The following is a 24,271-nucleotide window of genomic DNA, read 5'->3' on the forward strand; positions in this document are numbered from 1 at the left end:
AGGAGTGGCCGTGGTGTACGACTCGATTTTCAAAGACCGATTGTTTGCCGGCCAGACCGTCATCGTCACCGGCGGCGGCAGCGGTATCGGCCGCTGCACCGCCCATGAACTGGCGGCCCTCGGCGCCCGGGTGCTGCTGGTGGGACGCAAGACGGAGAAACTGCAGCAGGTTGCCGGGGAGATTGCCGAGGACGGCGGCCTGGCCCAGTGGCAGGCCTGCGACATTCGCGACGAGGACGCGGTCAAGGCCCTGGTAGGGCAGTGGGTCGAGCGCTTTGGTCCGATCCATGGCCTGGTGAACAATGCCGGCGGCCAATACCCGGCGCCGCTGGCGTCGATCAATCAGAAGGGCTTCGAGACCGTGCTGCGCACCAATCTGGTGGGCGGTTTCCTCATGGCCCGGGAAGTGTTCAACCAGTCCATGAGCCGCCACGGCGGGAGCATCGTCAACATGCTCGCCGACATGTGGGGCGGCATGCCGGGCATGGGCCACTCCGGCGCGGCGCGCTCGGGGATGGACAACTTCACCAAGACCGCAGCCTATGAATGGGGCCATGCCGGGGTTCGGGTCAACGCGGTGGCCCCGGGCTGGATCGCCTCCAGCGGCATGGACACTTACGAAGGCGCGTTCAAGGCGGTGATTCCGACCCTGCGCGAGCACGTGCCGCTCAAGCGCATTGGCACGGAGTCGGAAGTCAGCGCCGCCATTGTCTTTCTGCTCAGCCCCGGCGCGGCCTTTATCAGCGGCAGCACCCTGCGCATCGACGGTGCCGCCAGCCTCGGCAGCCGTGCCTGGCCGTTGAGCAAGGCGCGCAACAGTGAGTCGTACAACGGTTTTCACCGGGCCTACCTGCCCGATGTGCTCAAGGGCGAGGAATAACTCATGCCGGTGATCCAGTCCCAGCTCGATCCCCACAGCCCGTCGTTCGCCGAGAACCGCGAAGCGATGCTGACGGGCCTGCAACAGGTGCAGCAGTTGCAGCAGGACCTGCTGAACAAGGCGGCCGAGGCCAAGGCCAGGTTCGACCAGCGCGGCCAGTTGCTGCCCCGCGAGCGCCTCAACCTGCTGCTGGACCCGGGGGCGCCCTTTCTCGAACTGGCCAGCCTGGCCGGTTACAAGCTGCACGATGACAAGGACGGCAGCCAGGCCGGCGGCGGGCTGATCGCCGGTATCGGCTATGTGTGCGGGGTGCGCATGCTGGTGGTGGCCAACAACAGTGCGATCAAGGGCGGGACCATTTCCCCCAGTGGCCTGAAGAAGTCCCTGCGCCTGCAACAGATCGCCATGGAGAACAAGCTGCCGGTGGTGACCCTGGCGGAAAGCGGGGGCGCCAACCTCAACTACGCCGCGGAAATCTTCGTCGAAGGCGCGCGCAGTTTCGCCAATCAGGCACGGATGTCGGCCATGGGCCTGCCGCAGATCACCGTGGTCCACGGCTCGGCCACCGCCGGCGGCGCCTATCAGCCCGGGCTCTCGGATTACGTGGTGGTGGTGCGCGGCAAGGCCAAGCTGTTTCTCGCCGGGCCGCCGCTGCTCAAGGCCGCCACCGGTGAAGTGGCCACCGATGAAGAACTGGGGGGCGCCGAGATGCACGCCCAGGTCGCCGGCACCGCCGAGTACCTGGCGCAGAACGATGCCGATGGCATCCGCATCGTCCGCGAGATCGTCAGCCTGCTGCCGTGGAATGCCCAATTGCCGGTGCAGCCGGCGCGGACCTGGAGCGAGCCGCTGTACCCCATCGACGAATTGCTGGGGCTGATTCCCTCTGACCCGAAAAAGCCCTACGACGCCCGGGAAATCGTCGCCCGCCTGGCGGACGGCTCGCAGTTCCTGGAGTTCAAGGGCGAGTTCGATGCGCAGACCCTGTGCGGCCATTTGCAGATCCAGGGCCGGGCCTGCGGCTTTATCGGCAACAACGGCCCGATCACGCCCCAGGGCGCGAGCAAGGCCGCGCAGTTCATCCAGCTGTGCGACCAGAGCCGCACGCCGCTGCTGTTCTTCCACAACACCACCGGGTTCATGGTGGGCACCGAATCCGAACAGCAAGGGGTGATCAAGCACGGGGCGAAGATGATCCAGGCGGTGGCCAATGCCCGGGTGCCAAAACTGACCATCGTCGTCGGCGGCTCTTACGGCGCCGGCAACTACGCCATGTGCGGCCGCGGCCTGGACCCGCGCTTCATCTTCGCCTGGCCCAACAGCCGCACGGCGGTGATGGGCGGCGCCCAGGCCGGCAAGGTGTTGCGCATCGTCACCGAGGCCAAGCAGGCGAAGAACGGCCAGGAAGCCGACCCGAAGATGCTCGACATGCTGGAGCAGGTCACCGCGCAGAAGCTCGACAGCCAGTCCACCGCCTTGTATGGCAGCGCCAACCTGTGGGACGACGGGCTGATCGACCCGCGGGCTACCCGCACCCTGCTGGGCTACCTGCTGGATATCTGCCATGAGGCGGACGCCCGCCCCTTGCAGCCCAACAGTTTCGGCGTGGCACGGTTTTGATAGGGCATTTCGCGGTCTGACCCCACTTGAGGAGAACAACAATGATCTTCACCCAGGAACACGAAGAGCTGCGGCGCACGGTGCGCCATTTTGTCGACCGCGAGATCAATCCCCATGTCGAGGAATGGGAGAAGGCCGGGCGCTTTCCCATCCACGAAATTTTCCGCAAGGCCGGCGAGCTGGGGCTGCTGGGCATCTCCAAGCCGGAAAAATTCGGCGGCATGGGCCTGGACTACAGCTACTCCATCGTCGCCGCCGAGGAGTTCGGCACCATCCATTGCGGCGGCATTCCCATGTCCATTGGCGTGCAGACCGACATGTGCACCCCGGCCCTGGCGCGCTTCGGCTCCGATGAGCTGCGCGACGAATTCCTGCGCCCGGCCATCAGCGGCGAGCAGGTGGGTTGCATCGGCGTCTCCGAAGTCGGCGCCGGCTCCGATGTCGCCGGGCTCAAGACCCATGCGCGCAAGGACGGTGACGACTACGTGATCAACGGCAGCAAGATGTGGATCACCAACTCCCCCAGCGCCGATTTCATCTGTCTGCTGGCCAACACCTCGGACGACAAGCCCCACGTCAACAAGTCGCTGATCATGGTGCCGATGAACACCCCGGGCATCAGCCTCAGTTCGCACCTGGACAAGCTCGGCATGCGCAGCTCGGAAACCGCCCAGGTGTTCTTCGACAATGTGCGGGTGCCCCAGCGCAACCGCATCGGCCACGAAGGCGCGGGTTTCATGATGCAGATGCTGCAGTTCCAGGAGGAGCGGCTGTTCGGCGCGGCGAACATGATCAAGGGCCTGGAATACTGCGTCGACAGCACCATCGAATACTGCAGGGAGCGCCGCACCTTCGGCAGCCCGCTGATCGACAACCAGGTGATCCACTTCCGCCTGGCCGAACTGTCCACCGAGATCGAGTGCCTGCGGGCCCTGGTCTACCAGGCCACCGAGCAGTATGTGCGCGGCCAGGACGTGACCCGCCTGGCGTCCATGGCCAAGCTCAAGGCCGGGCGCCTGGGCCGCGAGGTCAGCGACAGCTGCCTGCAGTACTGGGGCGGCATGGGCTTCATGTGGGACAACCCGGTGGCCCGGGCCTATCGCGACGTGCGCCTGGTGTCGATCGGCGGTGGTGCCGACGAGATCATGCTGGGGATCATCTGCAAACTCATGGGCATCCTGCCGGGGAAAAAGAAATGAGCCCGCTTCCTGCCTGCCAGACGCTGTTGCTGGAGTCGCGCAACGGCGTGCTGTTCATCCGCCTCAACCGCCCGGAAAGCCGCAACGCCATGAGCCTGCAGATGGTCGCCGAACTGCGCACGGTGATGGCCGCGGTCCGTGATCGGCGCAGCGTCCGCGCCCTGGTCCTGCGTGGCGCTGGCGAGCACTTCTGCGCCGGCGGCGACCTCAAGGACATGGCCGGCGCCCGAGCCCACGGCAGCAGCGCCTACCGGGACTTGAACCGGGCCTTCGGCGCCCTGCTGGAAGAGGCGCAACAGCTGCCCCAGGTACTGGTTTGCGTGCTGCAAGGCGCGGTGCTGGGAGGCGGCTTCGGCCTGGCCTGTGTCAGCGACATCGCCATCACCGAGCAATCGGCGCAGTTCGGCATGCCGGAAACCAGCCTGGGCCTGCTGCCGGCCCAGATTGCCCCGTTCGTGGTGCAGCGCATCGGCCTGACCCAGGCCCGGCGCCTGACCCTGACCGCCGCCCGCTTCGACGGTGCCGAGGCCCAGCGCCTGGGGCTGGTGCACTTTGTCGAGCCCGATGCCCAGGCCCTGCAGGCACGCCTTGAGCAGCAACTGGCCCAGGTGCTGCGCTGCGCTCCCGGGGCCAATGCGGCGACCAAGGCCCTGCTGCTGGCCAGTGTCGAGCAGCCCCGGGGCCCGTTGCTGGACCAGGCCGCCAGCGACTTCGCCAACGCAGTCATGGGCGAAGAAGGCGTCGAGGGCACCCTGGCCTTCGTGCAGAAACGCCAACCGGCCTGGGCCGGTTGAGCGCCTGGTAGACGCCGGTTCGCCGGCGAATGCCCCACCCACCGATTCCCGGGAGCCTGTATGCCCCTCTTCAACAAGATCCTGATCGCCAATCGCGGCGAAATCGCCTGCCGCATCCAGCGCACCGCCCAGGCCCTGGGCTATCGCACCGTGGCCGTGTACAGCGACGCCGATGCCGAGGCCCTGCACGTGCACATGGCCGACGAAGCCCTGCACATCGGCCCGTCCCCGGTGCAGCAGTCCTACCTCAACAGCGAGGCGATCCTCGACGCTGCCCGTCGCAGCGGCGCCGACGCCATCCACCCGGGCTATGGCTTCCTCTCGGAAAACCACGAATTCGCCGCCGCCTGCGCCGCCGCCGGCATCACCTTCATCGGCCCCAGTGCTGCCGCCATTGAGTTGATGGGCAGCAAGCGCCGCTCGAAAATCGCCATGCTCGAAGCCGGTGTGCCCTGTATCCAGGGCTATCAGGGCGAGGACCAGGCTGACGCGACCCTGCAGCGCGAGGCCCAGCGCATCGGTTACCCGCTGATGATCAAGGCCAGCGCTGGCGGTGGCGGGCGCGGCATGCGCCTGGTGCAGCGGCACGAGGATCTGCTGGAACAGATCCGCACTGCGCGCTCGGAAGCCCTGCACGCCTTCGGCAGCGACGAGCTGATTCTGGAACAGGCGCTGATCGAGCCCCGGCACGTGGAAATGCAAGTGTTCGGCGATCACCACGGTCATCTGATCTACCTGGGAGAGCGGGATTGCTCGATCCAGCGCCGCCATCAGAAAGTCATCGAGGAAGCCCCTTGCCCGGTGATGACCGAGGAACTGCGGCGGGCCATGGGCGAGGCGGCGCTCAAGGCCGGGCGCGCGGTGAACTATGTGGGGGCCGGCACCGTGGAGTTCCTGCTGGACGCAGGCGGCCGGTTCTATTTCCTGGAAATGAACACCCGCTTGCAGGTCGAGCATCCGGTGACCGAACTGGTGACCGGCCTGGATCTGGTGGCCCTGCAACTGCAAGTGGCCGCCGGCGAGCCGCTGCCCCTGAGCCAGGAGCAGGTGCAGCTCAAGGGGCACGCCATCGAAGTACGGCTGTACGCCGAGGACCCGGCGCAGAACTTCCTGCCGCAGACCGGCCAGATCCTGCGCTGGGAGCCGGCGCCGGGGCTGCGCACCGACCATGGTTTGCAGGAAGGCCAGTGGATCAGCCCGTTCTACGACCCGATGCTGGGCAAGCTGATCGCCCACGGCGCCACCCGCGAGGAAGCCCGGCGCAAGCTCTTGCGCGGAGTCGAAGACTGCGTGCTGCTGGGACTTGAGAGCAATCGCCGGCTGCTCGCCGGTCTGCTCCGGCATCCGCTGTTCGCCAGCGGCCGGTTCAGCACCGCCTTCATCGCCGAACACTTCGCGCAGGACCCGAGCCTGCAACCCCAGGTGCCCGGCAACGAGGAGCTGGCGATTGCCGCGGCACTGTTCTATCAGCACAGCGCCAGCCACCACGGCGCGGCCCTTCGCGCCTGGCGCAATCAGGCCGGTGTGCCGCTGCTCTATCGCCTGGGCCTGGGTGAGCAGCAGTGGTCGCTGCAACTGAGCGCCTCGGCAACCGGTCGGTTGCAGGTGCGGCAGGCGCAGGTGCTGCACGAGGTGAGAATCTGCACCGCCGATGGCCGCCGGGCCAGCCTGGAGGTCAATGGCATCCGGCGCCACTACGCCTACCGTCTGCAGGACGGCGAGCTGTGGCTGGGCAGCGCCAGCGCCAGCCTGCGCCTGCAGGACCTGAGCCATGCGCCGGTGCAGGGCCAGTCGGACGCCCACGGCGGCACCGTCAAGGCCCCCATGGACGGGGCCATCGTCGATGTGCAGGTCACCGAGGGCATGCGCGTCAGCAAGGGCCAACTGCTGCTGGTGCTGGAGGCGATGAAGATGGAACACCCGCTCAAGGCCGGAATCGATGGGGTGATCACCCGGCTTCAGGTCAACCTTGGGGATCAGGTGAAGAACCGGCAAATCCTTCTGGAGGTGCAAGCGCTCGGCAGCGCCCCGGAAATGGAGCACTAGGCGGATGCCGCAGCTTTGGCTACGCTCAAGCCTCATCAGGATGTTGAAGGCTGGAATTTGCGATGCCCCACTGGCTGGTAATAGATCTGGAAGCCACGACGGATGAAGGGGGCTGGCCGGTGAGCGAGATGGAAATCATCGAAATCGGCGCCACCCTGGTCAACCGCCAAGGCCGGGAACAAGACCACTTCCAGCGTTTCGTCCGCCCCTTGCGACGCCCTCGGCTGACGCCGTTCTGTCGCGAACTGACCCATATCACCCAGGCCAACATCGACAGCGCCGCGCCGCTGAGCGAGGTCTGGAACCTGTTCGAGCGCTGGCTGGGCCAGCATCGGCCGCGCCTGGAGGGCTGGGCCAGCTGGGGCGACTACGACCGCAAGCAGTTGCAGCTGGAATGGCACAACCAGCAGTTGCACAGCCTGTTGAATGAAGTGCCGCATATGAACCTCAAGCAGCGCTTCGCCAAGGCCCGGCGCCTGGAGCGCCCTCTGGGCCTGAATGCGGCCCTGCAACTGGCCGGCATGCAGTTCAACGGCCAACAGCATCGGGCCCTGGAAGATGCGCGCAATACCGCGCGCCTGTTGCCCCTGATTCTTCCTTGATGGCGGCAGGTGACGGCCCTTGAGGCCTTGTGCATACTGGCCAGCCTTTTTGACCCTTTCTTGAGGAATCGCCCATGTTTAAAGTCAACGAGTACTTCGACGGCACCGTCAAGTCGATTGCCTTCGGCACGGCCGAAGGCCCAGCCACCATTGGCGTCATGGCCCCGGGCGAATACGAGTTCGGTACGGCACAACGGGAAATCATGCACGTGGTGTCCGGCGCGCTGACCGTGCGCCTGCCCGATAGTGCCGATTGGGAAACCTTCCCTGCCGGCAGCCAGTTCAACGTACCGGCCAACAGCAAGTTCCAGCTGAAAGTCGCGGTGGACACCGCTTATCTGTGCGAGTACCGCGGCTGATCGAGCCGCTGCGGCTTTATCACCGATAAAAAATGCCCGTCTGCGCAACAGACGGGCATTTTTCTTGGGGCCGGCGAAAGGTTATTCCAACACCGTGACCGGCATCCCCACCTGCAGACGACCCGGGCCGTCGTTGACCAGGTTCTGCCCGAACATCGCCCCGTCGGCCTGGGCCCGGTACTTCTGCAAGGTCGCCAGGGGTTCGCGGTCGGCGCTGCGCTCGCCGGTCTGGGGGTCGATGGTGGTCAGGATGCAGCGCGAGCACGGCTTGACCACGCGAAACTCGAGGTCGCCAATCCGTATGCGCCGCCACTGGTCCTCGGCAAAGGCCTGGCTGCCCTCGATCACCAGATTGGGACGAAAACGCAGCATCTCCAGAGGCCGCCCGACCCGGCTGGACAGATCGTCAAGGGACGCCTGGCCAATCAGCAACAGCGGAAAGCCGTCGGCAAACGCCACTTGATCATCGTCCCTGCCGTAGCCGGCGGCGGTGCTCCGCGCCCGTTCCAGCGGCACCTGCACCAGGCGGGTAGGCTTGCCGACGAACTCACTGACCCAGGCAGCCGCCTCATCCCCGGCATCGGGCACCCGCAGGCTGTCCTGCCAGATGGTCACCCCACGCAAGGCCGCCGCGGCATCGGGCAGGGGTACTTCAAGGCTGGCAAACCCGGTAGCACTGAGGGTCAGGCCGCCTTGGTCGTTGTACAAGGCCGAGAGTTGACTCATGCGCGCCACCGCACGCTGGGTGAGAAAACGCCCGCTGGCTTCATCCACCAGCATCCAGCGGCGATCCCCTTGCAGCCCGAGCTTGTCCAGGCCGATCTGTTGCAGGGTTTCGCCCCGGGCGGATTTCAACGGGTATCGATAAAGCGCGCTAAGACGCATGTCCAGCTCCCTGTGTGAGCAAAAAAGCTCACCCTATACCAGCGCTCGGAGCAAACAAAGGTACAGGGAGAGCGGCTGTCGACACCGGCCCGGGTTCAGGCGCTGACTTCGTCCAGCATCAGGCGCTGACGGACCACGTCCACCAGCTTGTCCGGCTGGAACTTGGAGAGGAAGTTGTCGCAACCGACCTTCTTGACCATCGATTCGTTGAAACTGCCGGACAAGGAGGTGTGCAGCACCACATACAGCCCACGCAGACGAGGGTCGTTGCGAATTTCGGTGGTCAGGCGGTAGCCGTCCATTTCCGGCATTTCCGCATCGGTGAACACCATCAGCAGTTTGTCGGTCATCTCGACCCCGGTATCGGCCCAGGCCTTGAGCATGTTCAGGGCCTTGAGGCCGTCACTGGCGATATGCATCTTCACCCCGAGCTGGCCGAGGGTATCGCGCAGCTGGGAGAGGGCCACATTGGAGTCGTCCACCAGCAGCACTTCACGACCGCGCGCGCGCTCCAGCACCGGATCTTCGAGTTTGTCCCGGGAAACCTTGGCATTGTAGGGGACGATTTCGGCCAGGACCTTTTCGACGTCGATGATCTCCACCAGTTGCTCGTCGACCTTGCTGATGGCCGTCAGATAGTGCTGGCGCCCGGCACTGGTAGGCGGCGGCATGATGGCTTCCCAGTTCATGTTGACGATGCGGTCCACCCCACCCACCAGGAACGCCTGCACCGAGCGGTTGTACTCGGTGACGATGATGGTGCTGTTGGGCCCCGGAACCAGCGGGCGCATGCCGATGGCCTGAGACAGGTCGATCACCGGCAGGGTCTGGCCGCGCAGGTTGACCACACCGCAGACAAACGGGTGACGCTGGGGCATCAGGGTCAGCTTGGGCAGTTGCAGGACTTCCTGAACCTTGAAGACGTTGATGGCGAACAACTGCCGACCGGCCAGGCGGAACATGAGGATTTCCAGGCGATTCTCACCCACCAGCTGTGTGCGTTGATCTACCGTGTCGAGAATGCCGGCCATTAATGACTCCTGGGCTTGTTCTGATGAATTCACTAAAGACAGATATCGGCGGGCTGCGCCGTATCTTGACCCACATGCAAATTGCCATATGAAAGCCATTGATGTCACATTAACATCATGCTTTACTGAGGCCGTCAATTCAGCAACACCAGTCTGCGACGACGCGACCTTAATCACGGCGTGAAGTTCCTGCGCCTAAGGGTTTCCCCTAGCAACAATCAGGACCATCCTGATATTCGCGATATCCAATAGCCATTAATGTGACGCCATTCTCATTGCATGAACGGAGTCAGGCTTTTGTTTGTGACCGCAGAAAGGTGGCCCAGCACCCTTTCAAGCCTAAACCCCCTCGCCCATCACGCCCCAGCGCCCATGCGCCGCATGGCTGTGGCCGGTATTTGGGCAGCGTTCGGAAACGATGAAAATCGCCTCTCGCAGGCGGCTGCAACCCCGGAAATAAAATCAGAATTATCCTATATACAATTTGAAAAAGCGCACCATACCTTAACCCCCTTCAGCCAGAGCCCTATCCCCTCATCGGACACGAAGTCATGGAGATAAGCATGCTAAAGGACAGCCACGAATGCGCCCCACCCCTGCCTGAGTTCCTGCTCGAAGCCCAGGCCCTGCTGGCCAAATCGGAAGATTGCCTGAGTCATCTGCACCTGATCAGAAACGACGAAGAGGCCATCAACTGCCTGCTCGCCAGCCTGCAGTCCCTGGCCCAGATCGCAGCGCGCCACGCCATCAGCCCGTTGGCCGAGTTCGCGCTGCATATCCATGGCGTGCTCAAACGCACCGTGCACCCGGTGGACCTCAACGACCCGATCCTCGATGCCTTGAGGAGCTGCCTGACCCTGATGGCCTGGCAATTGGAACTGGTCGACCCGCACAATGGCCAACTCAATCTGGACGACAGCGAACAGCTCATGCTGATCGGCGAACTGACCCAACAAGTGACACAGAACTGCACCTGCGCCTCCCCGTCCTGCAGCCATTGAAATTGCACTTGCGCCAAGCGATGGCCGATAAAGCCGCTATCTACGATCGCTAACACAGAACATCGATAGAACCCTGGGGCCCAAGGACAACTAATAGGTCGTTATTGAATATTTCATACTCAAGAACGACAGCATCGTTGCAAAAAAACCAACTAATGCCGGGCCCGGACTTACTGTTCCAATCCATATTTTCCCGCGCAAATTCAACGACAGTTCCTATTGGCGATTGGCTCTCCAAGGCCCGCAGACTAACTGGCACAAGCGTGCCTGAGCCCGATATTCCTGACTTTGAAGACATATATACCTGCGTGTATAAACGCGACCAACGGTATGTTCGGTGGTATTATGCGGCGCATAAACGGACCCAGATAATGGCACTTTGATTCCAATGTCGACAGTCACTACGCGGCTTCTGCAAAACCCACACACTGCATTGATCGAAGCCGGCAATTCAAATAACACTGTTTCTCAAACAAGCCTCGTCATCCATACCTGACCGGGCACTTCGCAGCGAACATTCATTGGCTCCATCCGCTATGTACGCCAGCCTCAAGTCATTCTTCTCTTGGCCTCCTTCCCGTGATCATCTGCGCTGGTTCAGCCTGTTGCTGTGCTCCTGCTCAAGCCTGGGCAATGTGCTGATCTACAGCCTGGGCCGGCCCGTGCCCATGAGCCTGCTGGCAGTCAATATCGCGGCGCTGGCCTGCATCTGGATGCAATACGGCTATTCGCGAAAGTCCATCCGGTTCCAGCCTCAGGAACTGGCCGAGCGCCTGCTCAAGGTCAAGGAGAATGAACGCCACCGCCTGAGCCGGGAACTGCACGACGACATTGGCCAACTGCTGACCGCGGCCAAGTTGCAGACCGACTGGCTAAAGCGCCGTCTGCCGGACGACTTGCAGCAACCCTGCGCCGTGCTCGCCACCACCCTGGAAGAGACCCTGGCCAAGGTCCGCGACGTGTCCGCCATTCTCAACCCCCGGCAACTGACCAGCCTGGGCCTGGAAGCCAGCCTGCGCGCCCACCTGCTCAAGACCCTGGAAAACACCTCGGTGCACTGGAGCCTTGAATGCCACCAGCGCCTGACGGGAATTCCCGAGGAGATGGCGGTGGCGGCGTTTCGCATCACTCAGGAAGCCGTGACCAACATGCTGCGTCATGCCCGGGCCAAGAATCTGCTGGTGCGCGTACAGCGCTTGCCCGAAGGCCTCTCGCTGTTCATCAGCGACGACGGCCAGGGGTTCGCCCCGGCCAGCGATCCGGGCGCCCAGGGTCAGCGCGGCATGGCCGGGATGCAGGAACGAATCAGCCAGCTGGGCGGCCTGCTGAAAGTCACCAGCGAAGCCGACCAAGGCACCCAGATCGAAGCACTCTTTCCCTGGGCCCCCCGCACTCTGGAACGGGCCAGCACGAATAAGGTTTCCCATTGACCTGTAATTTACTCTTGGTGGATGACCACTCGCTCATCAGGGCTGGCGTGCGTGCCCTGGTCATGGACATTCCCGGATACGCGGTGATCGGCGAGGCCGACGACGGCGCGCACCTGCTGGAACTGGTCGAGCAACTGCGCCCGGACATCATCCTGCTGGACCTGTCGATGAAGCGCATCGGCGGCCTCGACGCCTTGCGCCGGCTCAAGGCGCTGCACCCGCAAAGCAAGGTCCTGATCCTGTCGATGCACACCGATCCGGCCTTGATCATGCAGGCCCTGGAGTCCGGCGCCCACGGCTACCTGCTCAAGGACACCACCGCCACCGAGCTGGAACATGCCCTGGAAGCCCTGCGCAACAACGAACGCTACCTGAGCCCGGCCATCGCTCACACAGTGATCACCCAGGCCCTGACCCGGGCCCAGAAACACACGCCGCAGCCGGTGGACAATCACAACCTGACCGCTCGCCAACTGGAAATCCTGCGGCTGATCGTGCGCGGCAAATCCACCCGGGAGATCGCCCTGGGCCTGGGGCTGAGCATCAAGACCGTGGAAACCCACCGTTCGCAGATCATGAAACGCCTGCAAATCTTCGATGTCGCCGGCCTGGTGCTGTTCGCCGTGCGCGAACACATCATCAGCCTCGACGACTGACCTAAGGCGTACCGCCGAGCAACGGCGAGTCCACCGGCAAATGCACCTGCAAGGCCGCCGGACGCGCGCTGAAGCGCAAGGTGTCGCCCTGCAGCGGCTCGCCATCGAGGTTGATGTCCAGCCCCCGTGAAGCCTTGATCTCGACCCAGGGCAGCCGCGCACGGACAAACATGTTGTCGATCCCCAGGCCGCCGGCCAGCAGGTTCTTCAACGTGCCCACCAGTTCCTGCGGGGCCGGCAAGATGCTGATATCCAGCAAACCGTCATCAGCCAGGGCACCCGGACACAGTTCATGCCCGCCCCCCGCCTGACGGCCATTGCCAATGCCCAGGGCCAGGAGTTCGCCGCGCCAGTGGAAATCCGGCCCCTGCAACTCGCCATAGGCCGCGCTCAGCTCGGCAAAGCGCGACAGCCCGGTAAATAGATAAGCCGCGCCGCCAAGGACTTTCTTCAGGTCTTCCGAGGTGTTGGCGGTCACCTGACTGCCGAAGCCGCCGGTGGCCATGTTGAGGAATATCTGCCCGCCCACCTCCCCCAGATCCACCGCCCGGGGGGCAACCTCCAGCAACTCCAGGGCGGCAGCCGGCTCCAGTGGCACCCCGGCGGCCCGGGCAAAGTCATTGGCCGTGCCCAGAGGCAACAGCACCAGGCTGGCCGGATTCGGCGCATTGGCCAGGGCCTCGGCGATGTCACGCAAAGTGCCATCACCGCCCCCGGCAATCAGCCGCGTGTGGCCGGCGGCCAGCCCTTCATGCACCAGGCGCCGGGCATCCCCCGCCTCCCAGGTCAGCCGCACCGACAACGCCCAGCCCTGGGCCCGCTTGGCCTCGACCGCCGCGCGGACCTCATCGTTGAGGGCCTGTTTGCCGTGCAGTATCAGCAGTGCCTTGCGCTCACTCATCAGCCATGACTCCGATTATTGAATCCTTGAAGGATGTTGACCCCGGGCCATGCGAAAAAAGTCTGTCCCGTCGATTAATTTTTACCTGCCGCGGATCTGTCCGGGCGGCCCGCCCCGGATCAGGCTGAGTCAGCTGTCGCCCCTTCAGCACCTGCAGCCGCTTCCCCCTGGCCGGGCGCAAACCAATGGCCGAGCGACCTCAAGCGACCGCCTGGAACAATCGCCCAACCTCTGGAATTCGCTGCGCGCCACAGCGAAAACCGATCAATCCGCTTTGATCTGCGCATCCGCTGGCGCACCATGGCGCCCATCATCATGTTCCGCGAGACCCACTGAGTGAGCACTCTCATTCCCTGCATCATTGCTGGCGGCGCCGGCGCCCGCCTGTGGCCGGTATCCCGCGAGGCCACGCCCAAACCCTTCATGCGCCTGCCCGACGGCGACAGCCTGCTGCAGAAGACCTTCGCCCGCGCTGCCGCCCTCAAGGGCGTCGAACGGCTGCTGACGATGACCAACCGCGAGGTGTTCTTCCGCACCCTGGACGACTATCGCCCGCTGAACCAGGCGCGGATCGAGCTGGACTTCATCCTCGAACCCTTTGGTCGCAACACCGCGCCGGCCATCGCCGCCGCGGCGCTGCACGTCAGCCAGCGCTACGGCGCTGATGCACAACTGCTGGTACTGCCCGCCGACCACCTGATCAAGGATGTCGCGGCATTCGCCGCTGCGGTGGACAGCGCCCGGCCACTGGCCGAACAAGGCTGGCTGGTGACCTTTGGCCTGGTGCCCACCCATGGGGAAACCGGCTTCGGCTATATCGAGAAAGGTCAGGCTCTGGACGACCACAGCTTCCAGGTCAGGCGCTTTGTCGAGAAACCCGATGCCGCCACCGCCCAGCGCTACGTCGAGGGCGGCCAGCACCTGTGGAACGGCGGCATGTTCTGCATGCGCGCCGACGCGATTCTTCAGGAGCTGCGGGAGTTCGTGCCGCAGGTGCTCAGCGCCGTCGAGCACTGCCTGGAGCGGAGCTACCGCAAGGAAGGCCCCCACGAATTGCAAGTGGAGCTGGAGAGCGACAGCTTCGCCCAGGCGCCGGACATCTCCATCGACTACGCGGTGATGGAACGCTCGGAGAAAGTCGCCGTGGTGCCCTGCCAGCTCGGCTGGAGCGATATCGGCTCCTGGCAGGCGGTGCGCGAGCTGATCCCGGCGGACGAACAGGGCAACCAGTGCACCGGTGACACCGTGCTGCACGAAGTCAGCAATTGCTACATCGATTCGCGCCAGCGCCTGGTGGGCGCAGTCGGCCTGGACAACCTGATCATCGTCGACACCCCGGACGCGCTGCTGATCGCCGATGGCAAGCGCAGCCAGGACGTCAAACTGATCGCCCAGGAGCTCAAGCGCCTGGGCCACGATGCCTACCGGCTGCACCGCACCGTGAACCGCCCCTGGGGCGCCTACACCGTGCTCGAGGAAGGGCCGCGCTTCAAGATCAAGCGCATCGAGGTCAAGCCCGGTGCCTCACTGTCCCTGCAGATGCATCACCACCGCAGCGAGCACTGGATCGTGGTCAGCGGCATGGCCCGGGTGACCAACGGAGAAGACGAACTCCTGCTCGACACCAATGAATCGACCTTTATCAAACCCGGGCGCCCCCACAGGTTGAGCAATCCCGGGGTCATCGACCTGGTCATGATTGAAGTGCAGAGCGGCGAATACCTGGGCGAAGACGACATCGTGCGCTTCAACGACCTGTATGGCCGGGCCCCGATCGCCCCCGGCACTCGCTGAAACCGCGTCGAGCCCATGAGTCTGGCGCAACAGCCCCGAGGACCTGAAAAAAGGTGCAGGACTTAAAGTAAATTTTCTGACTGCAGAATGAGAATTGCCTGAATTGACCCTGTCGGGCCAATCAGTGACTGTGCATGCCAGGCGCTGACGCCTCATACAGGGAAGTGAATCGTCATGAACGACAAGGGGTTTTATCCACGGGGGCATTCACCCCTGACCCGCATCAAGGACAGCTCCTGGCTGACGGGGCACCCGTCACCGGAGTTCGATCTGCCGCTCTCCTGCGAGGCGCAAGCGCCTCATTCCAAGCTGCTGTCGATACTCAAGCGCGTGGGCTGGCTGACGCTGGTGGCCTCGATAATGGCGGGGCTGGTGGCCTGGGGGTTCCACAGCCGCTTCGGCCTGCTGCTGTTGCTCCTGCTGCGCTGAACCGCGAGGCGCGGGCCCGACACCAAACCGGGCCCGCCCTCGATCAATCCAGCACCTCGCTCAACGGAATGAAGCTGACCCAATCGCCCTCTTCCAGGGTCCGGCCTTCCTGCACTTCCACCAGACCTTCCGCCCAGGCCGCGCTGCGCAACACCCCCGAGCTCTGGTTGCGATAGATGATCGCTCGCCCGTTCTCCAGGCGCCCGCGCAGGTACTCGCGACGATTGCCCGGTTGGGGCCAGACAAAACCGGCAGGCACCTGGAAGCGCAATGGCTGCACCTGCTGCACACCCTGGCGCCGCAGCAGGTAAGGCCGCGCCAGCAGGGCAAAGGTCACCAGGGTGGAAGCCGGGTTGCCCGGCAGACCGATCACCGGCACACCGCGAAAATGGCCGACGGTCAGGGGCTTGCCGGGTTTGATCGCCAGCTTCCACAGCGTCAGTTCGCCGGCTTCGCGCAGGGCCATACCGAGAAAGTCCGCCTCCCCCACCGACACCCCGCCGGTGGAGAGGATCAGATCGACCTCGCCCAACTCCGCCAGGCGCTGGCGGGTCGCGGGCAGGTCATCGGGCAGGATGCCCGCGTCCAGCACTTCGCAGCCCAGGCGCTGCAACCAGCTGCACAGCAGTACCCGGTTGCTGTTGTAGATCTGCCCGGGGCCCAGGGCCTGGCCCGGCTCCACCAACTCGTCACCGGTGGACAGCACCGCCACCCGGACCCGCCGCACCACGAACAGTTCGGCACATCCCAGGGAAGCCGCCAGCCCCTGCTCGATCGGCCCCAAGCGTGTGCCGGCTGCGAGCACCTGCTCGCCCACCGTGGTTTCCTGCCCCTGGGGACGGATGTTCTGGCCGATCTTCAAGGCTTGGTTGAACAGCACCCGCTGATCGTCCTGAACCTGGACATTTTCCTGCATCTCAACGCAATCCGCCCCGGCCGGCACTGGCGCGCCGGTAAAAATCCGCGCGCAGGTTCCCGGTTGCAACGGCTCGGGGGACTGTCCGGCGAAGATCCGCTGGCTGACCGGCAAGGGCTCGCCCTTCCAGTCCTCCAGGCGCAAGGCGTAGCCGTCCATGGCGCTGTTGGGCCAGGGCGGCAGGTCCAGGCTGGAGATCAGCGCCTCGGCCAGCACCCGGCCCTGAGTGGCCGCCAGGGGCAATGGTTCGCGCTCGACAATCGGCGCCGCCGCGGCCATGGCCAGCAAACGCTCCAGCGCCTGCTCAACCGGCATCAAGGCGCCGAGCTTGCCCGGCTTACCCACGGGATTCACAAGCCGCCGCCTGTTTCAGATGGGGCACGAAATTGCACGGCCGGTGGCGCGCATCCAGTTGCTCGGCGAGGATGCCATCCCAGCCGGTGCGCACCGCATTGGTGGAGCCCGGCAGGCAGCACACCAGGGTACCGTTGGCCAGCCCGGCCAACGCGCGGGACTGCACGGTGGAGGTGCCGATATCGGCCACCGAAATCTGCCGGAACAGCTCACCGAAACCGTCGACCTGCTTGTCCAGCAGGCAGGCCACCGCTTCCGGGGTACTGTCGCGACCGGTAAAGCCGGTACCGCCGGTGATCAGCACCACCTGCACCTGTTCGTCGGCGATCCAGGTGGCGACCTGGGCGCGGATCTTGTACAGATCGTCCTTGAGCAACACCCGTGCGGCCAGACGATGACCCGCGGCGCCCAGACGCTCGACGAAGACCTGTCCGGAAGTGTCGGTTTCCAGGGTGCGGGTATCACTGACGGTCAACACCGCAATGTTCAGGGGAACAAAAGGTACATCAGCCTTGGCTTTCATAGGCTCGATCCTGAGGTAAGAGAAACAGCCCGGTGTTATATCACAGCGCTCCGATCCGCCGCCCCTGGTGGCCGGCAATCCCCTGGGACGGTCCTGCGCAGGCCGCCAGGAGCAGGCATCCGCCTGCGCAGCCAGGCACGCGACACTAGTCAAGATAACTCGCTGAACGCCTACGATCTGTCTGACAACGTGGCAGAATGCACCTGGCCAAGGAACTTGCAGACGCACCATACGTCTGAAGACCAGCACTCAAAAGTACTCATTTCGGAGACACACAATGACTCATCGGACCCTCGCCACTTTCATGCTCGCACTGGGCCTGGCCACGCTCGCCGGTTGCGCTTCGCCATCAGTGATCACCTTGAATGACGGTCGCGAAATCCAGGCCGTCGACACCCCCCAATACGACAAGGACTCGGGTTTCTACGAGTTCGAACAGCTGGACGGCAAGCGCACCCGCATCAACAAGGATCAGGTCCGCACCGTCAAGGAGCTGTAAGTCCGACGGCTAGCGATCTGCATGCAATGAAACCCGCCTGGTGCGGGTTTTATTGTTTCTGCGAAAGGGTTTTCACCACTGCAGGCGGATGCGGCTCTCGAACTCGCGTTCCTGTCCAGTCAGCGGATCGATGAAACGCAGCCCCTGGGCCAGCAGCTTCAGCGGCCTGGCATGATCGTCCTCGGCATCCTTGAGCACCTCGGGGTAGAACGGGTCGTTGCAAATCGCCGCCCCCAGCGCGCTCATGTGCACGCGCAACTGGTGCTTCTTGCCGGTCACCGGGTACAGCGCGTAACGCCACAGGTCGCCGTGCTTTTCCCTGACCTCAATGGCGGTTTCGGTGTTGCTTGCGCCCGCGCCTTCCTGCATGCGGAAAAAGGGCTCGCCGTCCACCAGGCGGCTCTTGTGCACCAGGGGAAAGCTCAGGTGCGGCAAGGCGCCGGCAATGGCCTCGTAGCGTTTCTCGATCCGCCGGGTGGGGAACAGCGCCTGATAGGCCGAACGACTGCCCGGATCGGCGGAAAACAGCACCAGCCCGGCGGTGTGCCGGTCGATGCGGTGCAAGGGCACCAGGTGCGGGTTGTCCAGGCGCCGGATCAGACGGCGCAGCAAGGTTTGCTCGACATACTCGCCCGCCGGGGTGACCGGGAGGAAATGCGGTTTGTCCGCCACTACCAGATGCTCGTCGGCGTAGAGGATGGTCTCCTGCACCGGGATCACCTTCTCGTCCGGCACCTCGCGGAAATAATGAATCCGCAGGCCTTCGCGATAGGCCAGGTCCAGACTGATGGGCTGGCCCTGCCCGTCCAGCACCCGACCACGGGCGATGCGATCCAGCCATTGCTCGCGGCTGATGGCCTTGAAGTGATCGCACAGGCAGTCCAGCACCGTCGGCCAGGAGCCGGGGGGCAGGTACAAGGTGCTGGCTTGATGCTGTGCAGCAGAAAAACTCGCGGAGGACATGACAAAGCTCGAGGGTTCAATGCGAGGCGGCATTATCCAACAGCAGCCCCCGGGAAACCTAGGATCAGTTTGCCCGACCTCAAGCGCACGAATGCCGGGCCTGCGCGGCAGCCTCGGTGAACTCCTTGAGCCAGCGCAATACATCCACCGCCTCCCAGCGGCCTGGATCATAGAGGGCGTACAGCAGCCCCTGGTAACCCACCACATCCAGTTGCCGATGGTAACCGGCACGCTGGAACAGGGCCTCGATCTCGGCAAAGCAGGTATTGAAATGCAACTTGTTGAAGGGCGTCTTGCCTTCAGTGACCAGTCCGTCCAGGCGCAGCTCCAGCACCGCCTCCCGAACCACATCGGCAGACATGCCGTTCACGCTGTTTTTCAGTTGTTCGACATTGACCATCATGTATTCCTTTAACGATTCGAAGCGTGCGCCACATCCATCAGGGCTGCTTGCGCCCCACATAACTGACCACCCACAGCACCACGCCCCAGATCTCGATCGAGTCCGGGTCATCCAGCGCCATGGAGGGAATTGAAGGCCGCGCCGCCTTGAGCAACAGACCGCCCCGAGGATCGGGCGCCAGCAGGCGCAGGGAGTATTCAGCCGCGCCCCGGGGCCTTACCACCAGGTACTGATCCACCACCGGAGTGGCCGAGCGATCGACGATCAACCGGTCTCCGGGGTAGATGCCGAACCCCAGCAGGTTGTCGTCATCCACCAGCAGGCCGTGGATCTGCGGAGCCCCAAGCCCCAGGGTCCGGTCAAGGGAAAAACCGTTGCCGATGGGCTCACTGGCCAGGGAGGCACAGTCACCGTCACCCTGCTCCAGGAAACGGGCTGGCAACGGCTGTGAGCGTTCGGAACCGGTCAGGAAAGTGAGAGACATGGCGAGACTCCTCGATAGCTGTATATGCATACAGTAACCGAATCGACGGATCTCGCCAATGAATTCCGGGGACGGGCGACAGGCGGAAGTCGCGCCCCGGCTACCCGGGGGTCAGCGCAGGAACGCCACCACCTGTTCGGCATCGAAGGGCCAGCCCAGCTCGCCGCCATTGTCCACGCGGCGCAACACCGGAATGCGCAGGCCATAGGTTTCGAACAGCTCCTGACTCTCGGCGATATCCACCAGCTCGACCATCAGGCCGTGCTCCACCAGCGGCATCAACTCGGCCTCGGCCAGTTCGCACAAATGGCAACCAAGGGTGCCGAACAATTGGCATTCAGGGGGCATGACAGGGCAACCGTGTGAAGAACAGGTGCCTATTTTAGGCGCGAGCAGGCAAGCCGTCGACCCGCTCCTGGTCCTGGCTGACCCGGGATCCGTGCCCCTGCGTGGCTCTGCTCCGAGAATGCTGCGGCAGGCGGACAGCCCCCGGACAGGCAGATTCTGAGGCTCATGAATATGAAGCATTCTCGACAAAGAATGACGTGAGTCAGGGTGTTTTTTTGCCGTCCGGGCGATCCTCGCCGCTTTTTTGCCTCTAGGCTTTGCCCTGCCCGCCCCCTTGTCCGGAGATGCCCGTTGTTTGCCAATCTGCTAATCATTCTCGCCTCGTCACTGGTGGTCATCGCGCTGTTCCGGCGCCTGAGCCTGCCGCCGGTTCTGGGCTACCTGTCCGTCGGCCTGATGGTCGGGCCAACCGCCCTGGACTGGGTCAACGACAGTGAAGAGTTGCCGGACCTGGCCGAACTGGGCGTGGTGTTCCTGCTGTTCTCCCTGGGCCTGGAATTCTCCCTGTCGAAGATGCTCGCCCTGCGCCATGTGGTGTTTGGCCTGGGCAGCCTGCAAGTGCTGTGCACCGGGCTGATCCTGGGGGGAGTGCTGGCCTTGTTCGGCATGCCCCTGAGCGCGGCGCTGATGCTCGGCACCGGGCTGGCCCTGTCCTCCACCGCGATTGTCAGCAAGGAGCTGACCAGCCTCGGCGAGATCTTCAGCAGCCACGGGCAGAACGCCATCGGCGTGCTGCTGTTCCAGGACGTGGTGGCGGTGCTGTTGCTGACCCTGGTGCCGGTCTTCGCCGGCAACAGCGAGCACGCCTGGTACTGGGCCCTGCCGGCGACGCTGGGCAAGACCCTGGTGCTGTTCTTCGGCCTGCTGCTGGCCAGCCGCTGGCTGCTGCCGCGCTTGTTCCATGAAGTCGCCGCCTCCCACTCCGCCGAGCTCTTCGTGCTACTGGCCCTGGTGATCGTGCTGCTGACCGCCTGGCTCACCCACCTGCTCGGCCTGTCGCCGGCCCTGGGCGCCTTCCTCGCCGGCATGCTCCTGGGAGAAAGCCATTACCGGCACCAGATCGAAGCCGATATCCGCCCGTTCCGCGACATTCTGCTCGGACTGTTCTTCGTCAGCATCGGCATGCTCATCGACCTGCAACTGTTCATCGATCACAGCCTGCTGATCCTCGGCCTGACCCTGGCCCTGCTGCTGATCAAGGGCAGCGTGGTGGCGATCCTGCTCAAGCTGCGCGGCAGCGACGGCGAGACGGCCTGGCGCAGCGGCCTGGCCCTGGCCCAGGGCGGCGAATTCTGCTTCGCCCTGATGGCGCAGATGCAACTGACCCAGATGATCCCGTCCCACTTGAGCAGCCTGCTGCTGGCCGCCACCTTCAGCTCCATGCTGCTGACCCCACTGTTGCTGCGGGCCGCGCCGGTGATCACCGCGCGCCTGCACCGCAAGCCCAACCAGGCCGCCCAGCTGGAGGAGATCAGCGCGCAGAACGCCGAGCTGCAGGGCCATGTCGTGATCTGCGGCTATGGCCGGGTCGGCCAGTCCATCGGGCGTTTCCTGCGGCACGAGCACCTGCGTTTCATTGCCCTGGACGATGATCCGGTGCGGGTCCAGGAAGCCTCGGCGGCGGAGAGCTGCGTGCACTACGGCGATTGCCGCCGTGGCGACCTGCTGGCCGCGGTGGGCCTGGAGCGGGCCCGCCTGCTGGTGATTGCCGTGGACAAGACCGACATCGCCCTGGCGGTACTCAAGGCCGCGCGGCGCCTGGACCGCAACGTGCCGATCCTGGTGCGGACCCGGGACGACAGCCAGTTGGCCGAACTCAAGGCCGCCGGTGCCAACGAAGTGGTGCCCGAATTGCTGGAGTCGAGCCTGATGCTGGCCTCCCACGCACTGATCATGCTTGGCCTGCCGGAGCAGCGGGTGCAACGCAGCGTGGACGAAGTGCGCCACAGCCGCTATCGCCTGCTGCACGGTTTCTACCACGGCGCGCAAAGCACGACCCAGGACAATCACGAACCGCCGGCGGTGCAGATGCACGCGGTGAACCTGGACGCCGACGCCCACGCCTGCAACCGGCTGCTGCAAGAGCTCGGCCTGGAGGCCCTGGGGGTGGATGTGCAAGGCGTGCAACGCAACGGCAACGACCTGCCGCTGAACCCGGCACCGCGCCTGCAGGCCGGCGACCGGGTGCTGGTGTCCGGCTCCCAGGCCGCGATCGAGGCCTGCGAAGCCCGCCTGCAGGGCGGTTGAGGCCGCCCTGCAATGGCCCTGGGCGTGACGCCGCCAGGGCCGCGAGTGCCTCAGTCCTGACTCACCGCACCGATCTTGTGCAGCGACAGGTCGGCGCCGTAGTACTCCTGCTCCTGGGTCAGGCGCAGCCCGCAGGCGGCCTTGATCAGGCCATACACGGCAAAGCCGCCCAGCAGCGCCACCAGCACCCCGAGGGCGGTGCCGAACACCTGACTGGCCAGGCTGACCCCGCCCAAGCCGCCCAACGCGCTCTGGCCGAAGATCCCGCAGGCAATCCCGCCCCACGCGCCACACAGGCCATGCAACGGCCAGACTCCGAGCACGTCGTCGATCTTCCAGCGGCTCTGGGCGGCGATGAAGCACCAGACGAACAAGGCCCCGGCAATCGCCCCGGTCACCAGGGCTCCTACCGGGTGCATCAGGTCAGAACCGGCGCAGATCGCCACCAGCCCGGCCAGTGGCCCGTTGTGCAGGAAGCCCGGGTCATTGCGCCCGACGATCAATGCCGCCACGGTGCCGCCGACCATGGCCATCAGCGAGTTCACCGCCACCAGGCCGCTGACCCCTTGCAAGGTCTGGGCGCTCATCACGTTGAAGCCGAACCAGCCGACAATCAGGATCCACGACCCCAGGGCCAGGAACGGAATGCTCGACGGCGCGAACGCCACCAGCTTGCCGTCGCGATAGCGTCCGTTGCGCGGCCCCAGCAACAGCACCGCCGCCAGCGCCAGCCAACCACCCATGGCGTGCACCACCACCGACCCGGCGAAATCATGGAACCCGGCGCCAAAGCGCTGTTGCAACCAGGCTTGCACGCCAAAATTGCCGTTCCACACCAGGCCCTCGAAAAACGGGTAGACGAAGGCCACGATCAGCACCGTGGCGCACAATTGCGGCACAAAACGCGCGCGCTCGGCGATGCCGCCGGAGATAATCGCCGGGATCGCCGCGGCGAAGGTCAGCAGAAAGAAGAACTTCACCAGGCCATAGCCGTGATCGGCGCTGATGACCGCGGCCGGTTGCAGGAAGCTCACGCCGTAGGAGATCCAATAGCCTATAAAGAAATAGGCCAGGGTCGAGACGGCGAAGTCACTGAGGATCTTCGACAGCGCATTGACCTGATTTTTCAGGCGCACGGTGCCCACCTCAAGGAAGGCAAAACCGGCGTGCATGGCCAGGACCATGACCGCCCCGATCAGGATGAACAGGGTGTTGGAACCGTGGACCAGGGTGTCCACAGCGCTTTGCAGATTTTCCATGGAGTAGGCAGATCCGAAATCGGCCATCATCTCCCGCCCCCTGCAGCCGACCTTGCACCAAGTTGGCTCCCCGGGTGCGCGATCCGCGCTGTCGGTGAACCGTTTTGGCGCGCCAGGCAGCGGACGCAAGACCACGGAAAGCAGATTGACCTTGAGGTTGTGATTTTTCGGCCAGGGTTTACGCGGGCTAGCGCGCCACCCTCGCTCGTTTTCGGCGCAAGCCCGACGTCTTGCGCACCAGGACAAAGCAAAAGCTGTACCAGGCAATTACAGTGAACCTTCACTCAGGGCTCACACTCATAGCTCACACACGCAATCAACGGAGAAACAACCATGGCCAGCAAAACGGCGAAGACGGCTCAAGAAGTACTGATGGCGGATTTTCAGGCACTGGTCAGTGACACGGAGCGTCTGCTGGAACACACCGCGACCCTGGCGGGCGACCAGGCTGACGAACTGCGCGAACAGATCCACGAAAGCCTGCTCAAGGCCCGGGAAACCCTGCAACTGACCGAGGAATCCCTGCGCCAGCGCGGCCAGGCCGCCGTCACCGCCGCCGAGGACTACGTGCAGAGCAACCCTTGGCAGTCGGTCGGGATCGCCGCCGGCGTGGGCTTTCTGATCGGCCTGCTGGCGACGCGGCGCTGA

The 24,271-nt window shown here is 64.3% G+C and carries 25 protein-coding genes; 15 read left to right on the forward strand and 10 right to left on the reverse strand.

Going from position 1 to position 24,271, the window contains the following annotated elements:
* Nucleotides 1-10: 10 nt before the first annotated feature.
* The 7 genes from POS17_RS21085 (at nt 11) to ppnP (ending at nt 7,500) form a co-directional block, all read left to right on the forward strand.
* On the forward strand, nt 11-880 hold the full coding sequence (locus POS17_RS21085; RefSeq protein WP_060840372.1) for an SDR family oxidoreductase: 870 nt from the start codon (nt 11-13) through the stop codon (nt 878-880).
* Between the two features lie 3 nt (nt 881-883).
* Complete coding sequence (atuC, locus tag POS17_RS21090) at nt 884-2,500, forward strand: geranyl-CoA carboxylase subunit beta (RefSeq protein ID WP_060840373.1); 1,617 nt, start codon at nt 884-886, stop codon at nt 2,498-2,500.
* Between the two features lie 41 nt (nt 2,501-2,541).
* The gene (gene atuD, locus POS17_RS21095; protein WP_060840374.1) at nt 2,542-3,699 is read left to right on the forward strand and encodes a citronellyl-CoA dehydrogenase; all 1,158 of its coding nucleotides are present in this window, start codon (nt 2,542-2,544) and stop codon (nt 3,697-3,699) included.
* Entirely contained in the window at nt 3,696-4,493 is a 798-nt protein-coding gene (locus tag POS17_RS21100) for an enoyl-CoA hydratase/isomerase family protein (protein ID WP_060840375.1), read from the forward strand. Before atuD ends, POS17_RS21100 begins: the two co-directional genes overlap by 4 nt.
* A gap of 60 nt (nt 4,494-4,553) precedes the next feature.
* Nucleotides 4,554-6,539 (forward strand): acetyl/propionyl/methylcrotonyl-CoA carboxylase subunit alpha, encoded by a 1,986-nt coding sequence (locus POS17_RS21105; RefSeq protein WP_060840376.1) that lies wholly within the window; start codon nt 4,554-4,556, stop codon nt 6,537-6,539.
* Nucleotides 6,540-6,601: 62 nt separating this feature from the next.
* Nucleotides 6,602-7,141 (forward strand): exonuclease domain-containing protein, encoded by a 540-nt coding sequence (locus POS17_RS21110; RefSeq protein ID WP_047305507.1) that lies wholly within the window; start codon nt 6,602-6,604, stop codon nt 7,139-7,141.
* A 74-nt stretch (nt 7,142-7,215) separates the two neighbouring features.
* Nucleotides 7,216-7,500: a pyrimidine/purine nucleoside phosphorylase gene (gene ppnP / locus POS17_RS21115; RefSeq protein ID WP_011062476.1), complete on the forward strand. Its 285-nt coding sequence runs from the start codon at nt 7,216-7,218 to the stop codon at nt 7,498-7,500.
* 81 nt (nt 7,501-7,581) lie between these two features.
* Here ppnP and POS17_RS21120 read toward each other — a convergent pair whose 3' ends face one another.
* Both POS17_RS21120 and POS17_RS21125 read right to left on the reverse strand, forming a co-directional pair.
* Entirely contained in the window at nt 7,582-8,385 is an 804-nt protein-coding gene (locus POS17_RS21120; protein ID WP_060840377.1) for an MOSC domain-containing protein, read from the reverse strand.
* Nucleotides 8,386-8,480: 95 nt separating this feature from the next.
* Nucleotides 8,481-9,416, reverse strand: coding sequence for a chemotaxis protein CheV (locus POS17_RS21125; protein WP_060840378.1), 936 nt, complete (start codon nt 9,414-9,416; stop codon nt 8,481-8,483).
* A 563-nt stretch (nt 9,417-9,979) separates the two neighbouring features.
* Between POS17_RS21125 and POS17_RS21130 the strand changes: the two genes are divergently transcribed.
* From POS17_RS21130 to POS17_RS21140, 3 genes are all read left to right on the forward strand, one after another.
* The gene (locus POS17_RS21130) at nt 9,980-10,417 is read left to right on the forward strand and encodes a hypothetical protein (RefSeq protein ID WP_060840379.1); all 438 of its coding nucleotides are present in this window, start codon (nt 9,980-9,982) and stop codon (nt 10,415-10,417) included.
* 536 nt (nt 10,418-10,953) lie between these two features.
* A complete protein-coding gene (locus POS17_RS21135) occupies nt 10,954-11,847 on the forward strand; it encodes a sensor histidine kinase (RefSeq protein ID WP_060840380.1) in 894 nt (297 codons plus the stop codon).
* Nucleotides 11,844-12,503 carry a response regulator transcription factor gene (locus POS17_RS21140; RefSeq protein ID WP_060840381.1) on the forward strand — a complete coding sequence of 220 codons (660 nt, stop codon included), beginning with the start codon at nt 11,844-11,846 and terminating at the stop codon, nt 12,501-12,503. Before POS17_RS21135 ends, POS17_RS21140 begins: the two co-directional genes overlap by 4 nt.
* A 1-nt stretch (nt 12,504) precedes the next feature.
* On the opposite strand, the gene yegS is transcribed toward POS17_RS21140, so the two are convergent.
* Nucleotides 12,505-13,404 (reverse strand): lipid kinase YegS, encoded by a 900-nt coding sequence (gene yegS, locus POS17_RS21145; RefSeq protein ID WP_060840382.1) that lies wholly within the window; start codon nt 13,402-13,404, stop codon nt 12,505-12,507.
* Nucleotides 13,405-13,740: 336 nt separating this feature from the next.
* Between yegS and POS17_RS21150 the strand changes: the two genes are divergently transcribed.
* Both POS17_RS21150 and POS17_RS21155 read left to right on the forward strand, forming a co-directional pair.
* Nucleotides 13,741-15,198 (forward strand): mannose-1-phosphate guanylyltransferase/mannose-6-phosphate isomerase, encoded by a 1,458-nt coding sequence (locus POS17_RS21150; RefSeq protein ID WP_060840383.1) that lies wholly within the window; start codon nt 13,741-13,743, stop codon nt 15,196-15,198.
* A gap of 174 nt (nt 15,199-15,372) precedes the next feature.
* Nucleotides 15,373-15,627: a hypothetical protein gene (locus POS17_RS21155; RefSeq protein ID WP_060840384.1), complete on the forward strand. Its 255-nt coding sequence runs from the start codon at nt 15,373-15,375 to the stop codon at nt 15,625-15,627.
* Between the two features lie 43 nt (nt 15,628-15,670).
* On the opposite strand, the gene POS17_RS21160 is transcribed toward POS17_RS21155, so the two are convergent.
* Complete coding sequence (locus POS17_RS21160; protein WP_162492858.1) at nt 15,671-16,858, reverse strand: molybdopterin molybdotransferase MoeA; 1,188 nt, start codon at nt 16,856-16,858, stop codon at nt 15,671-15,673.
* Between the two features lie 22 nt (nt 16,859-16,880).
* Nucleotides 16,881-17,420, reverse strand: a complete 540-nt coding sequence (gene moaB / locus POS17_RS21165; protein ID WP_060840386.1) for a molybdenum cofactor biosynthesis protein B — start codon at nt 17,418-17,420, stop codon at nt 16,881-16,883.
* Between the two features lie 277 nt (nt 17,421-17,697).
* On the opposite strand from moaB, the gene POS17_RS21170 reads away from it, so the two are divergent.
* Nucleotides 17,698-17,919: a YgdI/YgdR family lipoprotein gene (locus tag POS17_RS21170; protein WP_060840387.1), complete on the forward strand. Its 222-nt coding sequence runs from the start codon at nt 17,698-17,700 to the stop codon at nt 17,917-17,919.
* Nucleotides 17,920-17,991: 72 nt separating this feature from the next.
* Here POS17_RS21170 and POS17_RS21175 read toward each other — a convergent pair whose 3' ends face one another.
* From POS17_RS21175 to POS17_RS21190, 4 genes are all read right to left on the reverse strand, one after another.
* Nucleotides 17,992-18,882, reverse strand: a complete 891-nt coding sequence (locus POS17_RS21175) for a pseudouridine synthase (protein ID WP_060840388.1) — start codon at nt 18,880-18,882, stop codon at nt 17,992-17,994.
* A 79-nt stretch (nt 18,883-18,961) separates the two neighbouring features.
* Nucleotides 18,962-19,282 (reverse strand): hypothetical protein, encoded by a 321-nt coding sequence (locus tag POS17_RS21180; RefSeq protein ID WP_060840389.1) that lies wholly within the window; start codon nt 19,280-19,282, stop codon nt 18,962-18,964.
* 40 nt (nt 19,283-19,322) lie between these two features.
* Entirely contained in the window at nt 19,323-19,769 is a 447-nt protein-coding gene (locus POS17_RS21185; RefSeq protein ID WP_060840390.1) for a S24 family peptidase, read from the reverse strand.
* A 111-nt stretch (nt 19,770-19,880) separates the two neighbouring features.
* The gene (locus POS17_RS21190) at nt 19,881-20,117 is read right to left on the reverse strand and encodes a glutaredoxin family protein (protein ID WP_060840391.1); all 237 of its coding nucleotides are present in this window, start codon (nt 20,115-20,117) and stop codon (nt 19,881-19,883) included.
* Between the two features lie 291 nt (nt 20,118-20,408).
* Between POS17_RS21190 and POS17_RS21195 the strand changes: the two genes are divergently transcribed.
* Nucleotides 20,409-22,364, forward strand: a complete 1,956-nt coding sequence (locus POS17_RS21195) for a monovalent cation:proton antiporter family protein (protein ID WP_060840392.1) — start codon at nt 20,409-20,411, stop codon at nt 22,362-22,364.
* Nucleotides 22,365-22,414: 50 nt separating this feature from the next.
* Here POS17_RS21195 and POS17_RS21200 read toward each other — a convergent pair whose 3' ends face one another.
* A complete protein-coding gene (locus POS17_RS21200) occupies nt 22,415-23,623 on the reverse strand; it encodes an ammonium transporter (protein ID WP_060841989.1) in 1,209 nt (402 codons plus the stop codon).
* A gap of 333 nt (nt 23,624-23,956) precedes the next feature.
* Between POS17_RS21200 and POS17_RS21205 the strand changes: the two genes are divergently transcribed.
* Nucleotides 23,957-24,271, forward strand: coding sequence for a DUF883 family protein (locus tag POS17_RS21205; RefSeq protein WP_060840393.1), 315 nt, complete (start codon nt 23,957-23,959; stop codon nt 24,269-24,271).

The sequence above is a fragment of the Pseudomonas sp. Os17 genome (genome assembly GCF_001547895.1).
Classification (GTDB): Bacteria; Pseudomonadota; Gammaproteobacteria; order Pseudomonadales; family Pseudomonadaceae; genus Aquipseudomonas.

Bases quoted from the DNA above. Each gene is read 5' to 3' on its own strand.
- atuC (WP_060840373.1), top strand. From the start codon at position 884: ATGCCGGTGATCCAGTCCCAGCTCGATCCCCACAGCCCGTCGTTCGCC.
- atuD (WP_060840374.1), top strand. From the start codon at position 2,542: ATGATCTTCACCCAGGAACACGAAGAGCTGCGGCGCACGGTGCGCCAT.
- POS17_RS21100 (WP_060840375.1), top strand. From the start codon at position 3,696: ATGAGCCCGCTTCCTGCCTGCCAGACGCTGTTGCTGGAGTCGCGCAAC.
- POS17_RS21105 (WP_060840376.1), top strand. From the start codon at position 4,554: ATGCCCCTCTTCAACAAGATCCTGATCGCCAATCGCGGCGAAATCGCC.
- POS17_RS21110 (WP_047305507.1), top strand. From the start codon at position 6,602: ATGCCCCACTGGCTGGTAATAGATCTGGAAGCCACGACGGATGAAGGG.
- ppnP (WP_011062476.1), top strand. From the start codon at position 7,216: ATGTTTAAAGTCAACGAGTACTTCGACGGCACCGTCAAGTCGATTGCC.
- POS17_RS21120 (WP_060840377.1), bottom strand. From the start codon at position 8,385: ATGCGTCTTAGCGCGCTTTATCGATACCCGTTGAAATCCGCCCGGGGC.
- POS17_RS21125 (WP_060840378.1), bottom strand. From the start codon at position 9,416: ATGGCCGGCATTCTCGACACGGTAGATCAACGCACACAGCTGGTGGGT.
- POS17_RS21130 (WP_060840379.1), top strand. From the start codon at position 9,980: ATGCTAAAGGACAGCCACGAATGCGCCCCACCCCTGCCTGAGTTCCTG.
- POS17_RS21135 (WP_060840380.1), top strand. From the start codon at position 10,954: ATGTACGCCAGCCTCAAGTCATTCTTCTCTTGGCCTCCTTCCCGTGAT.
- yegS (WP_060840382.1), bottom strand. From the start codon at position 13,404: ATGAGTGAGCGCAAGGCACTGCTGATACTGCACGGCAAACAGGCCCTC.
- POS17_RS21155 (WP_060840384.1), top strand. From the start codon at position 15,373: ATGAACGACAAGGGGTTTTATCCACGGGGGCATTCACCCCTGACCCGC.
- POS17_RS21160 (WP_162492858.1), bottom strand. From the start codon at position 16,858: ATGCCGGTTGAGCAGGCGCTGGAGCGTTTGCTGGCCATGGCCGCGGCG.
- moaB (WP_060840386.1), bottom strand. From the start codon at position 17,420: ATGAAAGCCAAGGCTGATGTACCTTTTGTTCCCCTGAACATTGCGGTG.
- POS17_RS21170 (WP_060840387.1), top strand. From the start codon at position 17,698: ATGACTCATCGGACCCTCGCCACTTTCATGCTCGCACTGGGCCTGGCC.
- POS17_RS21175 (WP_060840388.1), bottom strand. From the start codon at position 18,882: ATGTCCTCCGCGAGTTTTTCTGCTGCACAGCATCAAGCCAGCACCTTG.
- POS17_RS21180 (WP_060840389.1), bottom strand. From the start codon at position 19,282: ATGGTCAATGTCGAACAACTGAAAAACAGCGTGAACGGCATGTCTGCC.
- POS17_RS21185 (WP_060840390.1), bottom strand. From the start codon at position 19,769: ATGTCTCTCACTTTCCTGACCGGTTCCGAACGCTCACAGCCGTTGCCA.
- POS17_RS21190 (WP_060840391.1), bottom strand. From the start codon at position 20,117: ATGCCCCCTGAATGCCAATTGTTCGGCACCCTTGGTTGCCATTTGTGC.
- POS17_RS21200 (WP_060841989.1), bottom strand. From the start codon at position 23,623: ATGGAAAATCTGCAAAGCGCTGTGGACACCCTGGTCCACGGTTCCAAC.
- POS17_RS21205 (WP_060840393.1), top strand. From the start codon at position 23,957: ATGGCCAGCAAAACGGCGAAGACGGCTCAAGAAGTACTGATGGCGGAT.